The organism is Deltaproteobacteria bacterium CG11_big_fil_rev_8_21_14_0_20_42_23, assembly GCA_002796345.1.
GTDB lineage: Bacteria > UBA10199 > UBA10199 > 2-02-FULL-44-16 > 2-02-FULL-44-16 > 1-14-0-20-42-23.
The window spans coordinates 1-8,009 of record PCXC01000021.1 but is presented as its reverse complement, the minus strand read 5'-3'; the positions used below and the strand labels follow the sequence as shown (position 1 = coordinate 8,009).

Below are 8,009 nucleotides of genomic sequence, written 5' to 3'. Positions count from 1 at the left end.
CTTATTACTTCTTTCTCAAACCTAAATAGCACACATTTTTTGCCATTATGCCCATCCTGAGTGTAACGAAGGATGACTGCAAAGTGTTAGAATTGCTGGATCCCCCGCCTGCCGGACAGGCCTGGTCAAGCCAGAGGATAATAAAATGATATTACTTCACTTTCAAAAAAGTTCCTCAAAGTAAAACCACTACACCAATCCAAGTTCTTCAAGCCCTTTTGTCCAAGGAAGCACGTGAATGCCTTGGACAATACGAGCAAGTGGATCTTGGGAAAGACAGTAGGCATCACAGTTTCCAAGGTCTTGTCGAAAACGTGCCAAGGTCCTTAGGTGCGATTCATCAATTCGTGGCGAAGATTTAATTTCTATCAACGCCAAAGGCAGACCCGGCCGCTCTATAATAAGATCGATCTCCGCATCATCTTTGGTGCGTAAATAAGAAAAGCGGTAATCTTTCATGAAGTAGTGATTTCTTTTGTATATTTCTAGAATGACAAATTGTTCAAAAAGATTTCCAAAAACGGATGTTTGTGGCGCAAGCTCTAGAGTGAGTGTTCGTGCAAGTGCCCTGGCGAGCCCTGTATCAATAAAATAAAATTTTGGACCTTGACGTTGGCGTTTGCGAAGGGAACGATGAAAAGGTTCGAGTAAAAAACCAATAAGTGTGTCTTCAAGAATTTGAAAATAGGACTGAACTGTTTTGATATCAACCGAAACGTCTCGCGCAATGTTTGCATAAGAAATAATTTTTCCATTCGATTGCGCAGCTACTTCTAAAAAATTACGAAACGGCTCCAACTTTCTTACAATTTGTTCGGCTTGAATTTCTTCTTTGAAGTAAGTGATAGCGTAAGAGTGCAAAAACGATTTTTTTTCTTCTGCTGTCTGAAAATTCCATACCGCAGGTAAAGTGCCAAAAGCCAAAGCGTTTTGAAGTGAAAAGACTTCGCCAAGTTCGGCGGAGGTGAGCGGATAGAGATAATTGAGAAAAGCTCTTCCCGCCAGAAGATTGGCTCCACCACGTTTGAGTTTTCTGGCGCTGGAACCAGTAAGGGCAAATTGGATTTTTGGGTGATCCAGCATAAGTGATTGCACCACATTCAGCAGTTTGGGAACCTTTTGCACTTCATCAATAATAACAACCTGCGGAGCCCTTTTTTTTACAGACTCTGCAAACTCAGAGGGGTTTCGGGCAAAACGATCTTCTTCTTCAGGAAGGAGGAGGTTCACGAGATAAGCCTTTTGAGCAGAAAAGTGGTGTTTGAGAAGGGTAGATTTACCTGTTCCTCTAGCTCCAAAAAGGAAAAAGCTGTTTGATTTCGGAGGTTTAATCGTTCTCTTGAACATGCTCCAGAATCGTACGCCATTTATGGAGTATGTTCAAGCACAAAAAACGACCGAAAAACGAAATTTTTTTTGGAAGAAGTTTTTTACAAGCCATTTCGCTCGCTAATGGCGCTGATGGCGTTCGCAGCTGCTTCGAACAGGTCTTCATCTTGATGAATCAAGTAATCTGAAAGGGCTGGAATGGCATCTGGGGTTCCTGTTTCTTCAAGGGCTTTTATGATCTTTTCGAGTTGGCCCTCTAGCCAAGATCGTTTATTTTTGAAAATGAAGAGTAAGGCCTGGCCTGCTTTTTCACTTCCTATATTTTTAATAAGCTCCACAAGCCCATCATCCCATGGAAAAAGCTGCTCTAGCAAAACGGGAATGGCGGCATCGTCTTTTTGTTGAGCCAAGGCAATAGCTGCAAACACTTTCATTTCCGTATCAAAGCCATTCAGCGCAGCATGTGCTTTGGTGAGGTCTTTGCTCAATTCAGCAATACGATTTTTTGTTACGACAGCCTCAAGACTTGCTTTGGTAAATGTGAGTTGGCCACCGTCAAAGATGCGATGTGGGTTAGGTTGAACTTGTGGTTCTCCTTTTTGTACAAGTTTTCGAAGATATTCCTCCGCTTTTACACCACCGATAGCTTCCAAGAGACGAGGTGTCGCCACATAGGAGCTGTACTTTTCAAAAAGATGGGTAGCTGCTTCGTCGCCAAATGCTATTATTTCTTCCATCAGCTTTGCATAGCGTTCCGAATCTTCAGCATTAGAATCATAAGGATTCATATAGACGCTTATGAGCGCTGGAAGATAATGCTCGGGCTCGCGTTGTTTGATTTGTTTTAACGCCTCAAGAATCCCCTCTTTCATGGCGCGTTGTTTGATTGTTTCAAAAACAGGTGTTTGAAGTTCCCGTTGCTTTGCTTCCTCCAGTGCTTTGAGAGATGCAATTGCAAATTTAAGACGACTTCTTCTTTCTCCAATACTTTCGCGCGATAGGTGATCTTCTAACGCTTGCAATAATGCAGGTCTAAAATCTCTAAAAGCTTGGTCCAAAGTATTAAGGCACAGATGTTCATGAGCTAAACAATGGGTGATTGCAGGGGATGTTAGGATCTCTACACTTCGCTCATCCCCAAGCCATGCTAGGTAGTGAGCAGCGGTAATGCGTCTCCCCATCGGATGTGTTGGATTATTTAAAAAAGCATACAACATATTTCTTATCGGAAGGTTCATGTTGCTCAGTTCATGTCTGATACAGTCAGCTTTTATTGATTCGAACGGGGTTTGGAGAACAAAATCAACGATGGCATCTTGCGATTTTGGGGTGTTAAGAACTCCAAGTGCCTTAAAAACATTGACCTGAAGATTTTGATTTTCAAATGTATCATCAAGTCGTTTCAATAGCTCTTGTACAACGAGGGACTTTTCACTCTCTGGTACTGCCTCTAAAAGTTCGATGATATAGGCTTTTACGCGAAGGCTAGCTTCAGAAGAATTGAGGCCATCAAGCCAAAATTGTGTGCGTTTTTCTTGTGTCCAGTCGGCAGGGTTGACATCGAGCAAATCAAGGTAATCAAGATACTCCGACTTTGATGGAGGCGTAAAGTGATTATAGACAGCAAAATTTTCAACTGGTGGAATAAAAATAACAATGAACTCTACACCCAATTGTTCCGCGCGTGCTTTCAGTTGTTCTGGCGTGAGCCCACCGGGTTTTACCTGAAGGTCAGCTTCAACAGTACCCTCATCAGTGAGCACAATAATTTTTTTCAAGCTTTCATTTCCAGTGCGTTCAAATTCATCCAATGCTCGCCAAGCCGCTTCATACGTGTATTCTAGGCCGCCACTTGTATTGGCAGCGATAAACTGTAAACCCTTTCGCACTTCTTGTGCTTCAAGCGCATCTTCCAATTCTGTTTGCAGCGGCACCAAGAGGTCCACTCCACTTTCAGCTGTATCGTCACTTGTATAAGCAATAAGGCCCAAGCCGTTTTCATCATCTTCATTTTTGCTGGCCGCAAGTTCGGCGCTGATTTCATCGAATTTCTCCGCAACATAAGTGGCATAAGGAGACATGCTTCCGCTTTGATCAACCACAAACATAATTTCTTGCGCGTTGGGATCATCTTCATGAAGTTCTTGTAATATGATGCGAATGAGCGCTGGTTGCTGCTGTTGCGGTGTTTTCAGTGGTGGAATGATGCGAATGCGACCAAGTTTTGTGAGTTCTTCAAGGTTTTTTCGTTTGTTTTCATCGTTGGGAAAAAGAATTTTTATTTTCCCAACATCGCTTTTGCCTTTGGGTTTTGTTCCTGGCTTAGGAGCATCTGGAATTTTTTCATACTGCGGAAACAGTTGATATGCCTGGCACACCGGATCATTCACCGTTTGCTTTACGCCCACATCAACAAACGTGTAGCCAGATTTTTCTGGTGCATGTTGAGCAACACTCTCTTTTGCTTGCGTCAACCCTGATGCATCTGAACTTGGGCCAATGTAGCGAAACACACTCGAACTCTTGTTTTGCAAAAGATAACCTTCGCCAAGCTTTGTAAGACGTTCGCGTGTAGAAATTTCTTTTTGAGTTTTTTCTTCAACCCATTCCAAACAGCTGTCGGGTGTTTTTGGAATTTCGTAGACATCAAGTTCAAACACAGGACACTGCAAACCAACAACTCCACCCATGCCAATAAATTTCACACCGCGTAAAAGCCGTTTGGGATCGTCGCCATTCATAAATGCACTGGAGCCAAGTTTTGAAGTGAGGTTATATTCGTAATGCGAAGTTTTTTCGCCGGTCTGTTCGCTAACACGATCTTTTATTTCTTCACGTGGAATGGCCAAATATTTTCCGTTACTTTGTGGAATGATTTCCCAACCTGCAATGAGGGGAGTGCCATCTGTGTTTTTCTCCCCTTCAACTTTTTCGGCATGTTGAATCCACTCGGGGCAATATGCTGCTTCCAAATAAGGCGGGCCTTTTTTTCGGGCAAGTTCATCATCAGGAAAAATATTTTTGTTCACGCCTACATAAACCGTAAATTTTCTTTGGCCTTCATTTGCATGATCGTTATGACGAATGCTTGCCAAAAGAAGGGCATCAGCATTTTTTCCACCTTGATAAATTTCAAGATCGTGTTTAATTTTTTTAAGGATAAAACTTTTGATGGATTCTGTATCGCTGCCACTTAAACCCTGAGATTCCGAAACGACAACAGTGTACTCAATCACAACAGGATCAAGACTCACTCCGGCATCATCCGTTGCAGTGAAAAAGGTTCTGCCAAATTCGGGAGGCTGCTCCAAGACTCGTCCTTTGGAGAGCGCAATATAGACAGCACTTTCTTGATGTAGGCCCTTTGGAACCTCGAATCGGAAAAAACCACTTTCTTGAAACGTGACCGGCGCAATCAGTTCATCGCCAGCTTTGTAACTATAATAGTGATGGCCATCATCATCAGTCACAATCGCAATGGCAATGCCGTGAGCTTGAAGCTCGTTAGCTTGCGCCTGCAATGCTTCGGCACTTTGGTTGATGTGGGTATAAGCCTCCATTTCTACCGAAATGGAAGGAGCACCAGCATCCTTAATTTTGGGATCGCCCGCTGAAAACATAAGTGTCTTATTATCGGTCACAAAGTCTTAAAAGTTGCTCTTTTGAACCCATAAAAAAAACCGCCAAAAAAGGCGGTTTTTGGTGTTTGTTTCAAAAAAATCAGTCAAATTTCAAGCTTTTTAGGAATTCTTGGAAGGGTTTATAGTAATCGGTGAATTTTTCGTTGGGGAAGCTGGCGGTCATGTTGATGGCCATTTGGTCTTTGAGCAATGTCACCTGAACCTGTTTTACAATTTGCCCTGGCTTAATAGCCGGAGCTTTTTGGTTGGGGTTTTGTTGCGCCATCATTTCAGCCATGGCAGACACGTCCCAGCTGCAAATCATCATTTTGCCGCGTACGCCCGAAATGGCGATGTCGCGCTCGTCTGAAATTTTAAGGTCTTTAATGCCTCTTTTTTGAATAGATTCCTTGATTTTGTCGAAGTATTCGTTCAAATCCACTTCGCGTGGCAATTGTTCTTTGGTGAGGATCACATTTGGCTTCACATTTGGATCGGTAGAAGGCAGCGTGATGGTCAGCATTCCCTGGACATCCCAGTCGGCAGCTACGTTTGCAGTAAGGTTTCCTAAGGCGATTTGAGACATAATTAACTCCTTCGTGGCAAAGAAAGTAAGCAACAAAAACCGAAAAGCTGCGATACCTCGTTGCGATTTACACGGTGGCTTTGGGCAACAGGCCTTTGGCGCACCAAGAGACCACCTGCCTAAACTAGGTTTGGCACAGAAAGTCAAGAAGATGAAAGAAGAATTTAACATAAAAGCGGCCTCAGAAGGCCATAGAATAGACACGTGGCTTGCGCAGAAGACTGGCCGCTCGCGCCGTATTATCAAGCAGTTGCTGGACAATGGCAGAGTGGCAGTGAATGGAAAAAAAGTACGTATTGCCAGCTGGGCGCTTCGAACAAACGACCGCGTGACGGTGATGCCAGAGCTGCCCACGAAAAAAACGCGCATCAAAGGGTTCTTGAAAGTTCACTATGAAGACCGCGATATTATGGTGGTGGAAAAACCGTGGGGCGTGCACACCGTGGCGGGCAAAGACCAGAAGCACTTAAGCCAAACGCTCACCGACCAAGTGCGCGGCTATTTGCAACGCAAGTATACCGAAAGTACTGGTGTGTTTGTTGAGCCGCTTCATCGCTTGGATGTGGAAACAAGCGGGCTTGTTTTGTTTGCGCGTTCCAAAAAAGGCCAGTTGATTAAAGAGCAGTTTGCAAAGCACAGCGTGAAACGCCGCTATTACGCCATCGTAGAAGGGCGCGTGGAAAAAGAATCGGGCATTCTTCGCTTCGATCTTGAAAAAGGCGATTTTTCTCACGGCCGAAAAGTAAAAGTGGTTCCAAGCGGTGAAGGCGTTGAAGCTAAAACAGAATACCGCGTCATCGAGCGTTATGAAAATGCAACGCTGCTTGATCTCAATTTATACACCGGAAAAACGCATCAAATTCGCGTACACTTTGCACACATTGGCCACCCGGTAATGGGCGACAAACTCTATGGCAGCACGGCGCAGCTGCATCGTCATGCGTTGCATGCGTATATTTTGGGTTTTCGCTCCAGTGGAGAAAAAATGGAGTTTCGTTCTCCACTTCCTCCTGACTTGGAAAAAGTGGTGAACAAACTTCGAGGCATAGACGAAGAATGACAGCACTGCTTCCCAAAAGTCTTGAACAAAATTTGCTGCAATACGTGAAAGAAACGTATCTCCCAAAACGTTTTGGCAAAAAATATCAAGCCCATCAAAAAAACTTCAACACAAAAGACTTGAATTTTTTTATGCCGGCTATTGCTGATTTATCCATGCAGTTTACTTCCGAACGTGGAAAACGCGCGCAAAACTATTTCAACTTAAAAGAATATCGCTCAGCATATTTGCTGTATTTTTTTCTCACAAACTACGCAAAAATTAAACACTGTCTTCAGCAAATGCACGATTTAGGCGAGCTTCCCGCCGAAGGAAGTTTTTCCATTTTAGATCTTGGCGCTGGCCCAGGTACGGCAAGTATTGCATGCGCACACTTTTTTTCGCAGCATTTGCCTAAAGTGAAATTAGACATTGTGGCCTTCGAACAAAACAAAGGCATTGCGCAAGATGCATCAGCATTGTTTTTGCAGCTTACCGAAAAAAAACATGTACTCAAAGTTTTTACGGAACGTGCACTTCCCACGCAAATAGATCGTTTGCTCAAGCGAAAACAGTTTCAGCTGATCATTGCTGCAAATGTGCTGAACGAATTTTCTTCAGTGCAGCAACAATACGACCTTGCCCATTTTTTATGCGAAAAATATTTAGCCCCAAACGCAAGCTTGCTTTTGGTTGATCCTGCTTTGCAAAAATCAACTCGCGAACTCATGCAGCTTCGCGATTTGCTGTTGAATGTGGCAGAAGACTCGCGCCCGCAAAGCGCCAATTTGAAAGTGCTAGCGCCATGCTTACATCAAGGCCCTTGCCCAATGCTCAAGTGGAGCAAACGCGATTGGTGCCATTTTTATGTTGAGTGGGAATGCCCAAAATTGATTCGAGATATCGATGATGCCATTGGCAACAAACACGATTATTTAAAAATGGCGTACATGATTTTGAAAAAGCAAAAGAGTGAAAGTGCAGAGCCAGCAACAGGAAATGTTGCATGGCGCGTTGTTTCGTCGCCGATGAATTCAAAAGGAAAAGCAGAATTATTATTGTGCGGAGAAAATGCAAGGCTGCAACGCATCACCCACTTCGACAAAGACCTGCCTCACCGCAAAGAAAGACACTTCAACGCCGCCAAGCGAGGCGACATCATTTCGTGGAACGAACACAAAACTCAAGTGGATAAAAATACCCTTCCGAATGTGTTGAAAAAATGGAATGAGAAGTAGTGCTCCTAGAGCAATAGTTCAATAGGGCAATAGTGCGATGGACTTTTGCTTGTCATCCTTCAGCCTAAGGCGGAGGGATCCGGCAATTCAAACACTTTGCTGTCCTGGGCATAATGGCAAAAAATGTGTGCTCGAGTTACCACTATCCTAAATAAATTCAAATAGTTGTTGATACTAAATTCAAACTGGTTTCAATT

General features: G+C 43.6%; 5 protein-coding genes. 2 read left to right on the top strand and 3 right to left on the bottom strand.

All coding sequences use genetic code 11. The features are described from left to right. Positions 1-189: 189 nt before the first annotated feature. The 3 genes from COV43_02540 to COV43_02530 all read right to left on the bottom strand — a co-directional run bounded on the left by COV43_02540 (position 190) and on the right by COV43_02530 (position 5,535). Positions 190-1,347, bottom strand: a complete 1,158-nt coding sequence (locus tag COV43_02540) for an ATPase (protein PIR26180.1) — start codon at positions 1,345-1,347, stop codon at positions 190-192. Between the two features lie 83 nt (positions 1,348-1,430). Continuing rightward, positions 1,431-4,949: a hypothetical protein gene (locus COV43_02535; GenBank protein PIR26179.1), complete on the bottom strand. Its 3,519-nt coding sequence runs from the start codon at positions 4,947-4,949 to the stop codon at positions 1,431-1,433. 100 nt (positions 4,950-5,049) lie between these two features. After that, entirely contained in the window at positions 5,050-5,535 is a 486-nt protein-coding gene (locus tag COV43_02530) for a hypothetical protein (protein ID PIR26178.1), read from the bottom strand. Positions 5,536-5,686: 151 nt separating this feature from the next. Here COV43_02530 and COV43_02525 point away from each other — a divergent pair, with 151 nt between their 5' ends. Both COV43_02525 and COV43_02520 read left to right on the top strand, forming a co-directional pair. Beyond that, positions 5,687-6,595, top strand: a complete 909-nt coding sequence (locus COV43_02525; protein ID PIR26177.1) for a hypothetical protein — start codon at positions 5,687-5,689, stop codon at positions 6,593-6,595. After that, positions 6,592-7,812, top strand: coding sequence for a hypothetical protein (locus tag COV43_02520; protein ID PIR26176.1), 1,221 nt, complete (start codon positions 6,592-6,594; stop codon positions 7,810-7,812). The genes COV43_02525 and COV43_02520 overlap by 4 nt, the downstream gene beginning before the upstream one ends. The last annotated feature ends 197 nt before the right edge of the window (positions 7,813-8,009 follow it).